Origin of the sequence: Streptomyces sp. DH12, assembly GCF_020873895.1 — a bacterium.
In the GTDB taxonomy this organism is placed as follows: Bacteria; Actinomycetota; Actinomycetes; order Streptomycetales; family Streptomycetaceae; genus Streptomyces.
In genome coordinates this window covers 1-1038 of record NZ_JAHWGT010000115.1, presented here as the reverse complement: position 1 = coordinate 1038, position 1038 = coordinate 1, and the positions used below count along the sequence as shown (strand labels likewise).

Genomic DNA, 1038 nt, shown 5'->3' with positions numbered 1-1038 from the left:
TCTCGACCCGGTCGCGGTGCAGGCTGAGGTACTCCGCGATCTCGGTGTAGGGCGGCTCGCCGGCGATCAGCGCCCCTCGGCGGATGTCGCACAGGAACGGGGTGTCGGGCATGACGCCCGCGAGGCCGGGGAGGAGTCCGGCGACGGCGAGGGCGATGCCGCCGCCCTGGCTGTGTCCGGTGACGACGATGCGGTCCGGGTCGACCGCGGGGTGGGATCGGGCGGCCTCGGTGAAGCGCACGGCGTCGGTGTAGACGCGCCGGTAGTAGTGGTTGTCCGGGCTGTCCACGCCCCGGGTCAGGAAGCCGGGGACGTCGCCGTTCAGGGAGACGGTGTCGGGGGTGTCGCCGCCCGCGGTGGACCAGCCCTGGCCGCGGGTGTCCATAAGGAAGTGGGCGTAGCCGGCGTTCGCCCAGAGCACCTGCTCGTGCGGCAGTCCACGGCCGCGCCCGTAGCCGAGGAACTCCACGACGCAGCCGAGAGGGCCGTCCGTCCCCGCGGGCAGGTGCAGCCAGCCCTTCACTGGCTCGCCGGCGAAGCCGGGAACGGTCACGTCGTAGGTCGTGACCTGGGTCAGACCGGTGTCCACGGGAGTGAGACGCGGCGCTTCGCCGGCCGCGCGCGCCGCCCGCAGGGTCCGTTCCCAGAACGCGTCGAGGTCGGCGGGTTCGGCGAGAGCGGGCCGGAGCGCGAGGCACTCGGCAAGGGTCAGGTCCGTCAGTGGCATGGAGGGAGCCCCGGTGGGGTGAGGCGTGCGCGCGGCGCAGCGCCGTCAGCACGTCGAACTCCCAGGACTCCAGGCCGTGCTCGGTGAAGGCGAGGCGGCGTGCCCGGTCCAGGTGCCGGGCCAGTCTGCTGACCCGGCTGAGCACCTCGAGCGGTTCCACGTCGAGGTCCGGGCGCTCCCGGCGCCACGCTGCGACCAGCCGATCGACCTCGTCCTCCATAAGGATCAGTGTAGTGGTTGTGTCGATGTGAAGTCTCTTGATGTCAAGTGTCTTGACGTCGAGATGATTATGGGGGCACGCTGACGTCGTA

General features: G+C 71.3%; 1 protein-coding gene and 1 pseudogene. Both read right to left on the bottom strand.

The window, feature by feature from the left end; genetic code table 11:
* Nucleotides 1-727, bottom strand: a 727-nt coding sequence (locus LPA54_RS32845) for an alpha/beta fold hydrolase (protein WP_228984405.1), incomplete at its 3' end; no start/stop codon positions are given.
* Nucleotides 728-737: 10 nt separating this feature from the next.
* Nucleotides 738-947, bottom strand: a pseudogene (locus LPA54_RS32840) (MarR family transcriptional regulator); the annotation flags it as partial.
* Between the last annotated feature and the right edge of the window lie 91 nt (nucleotides 948-1038).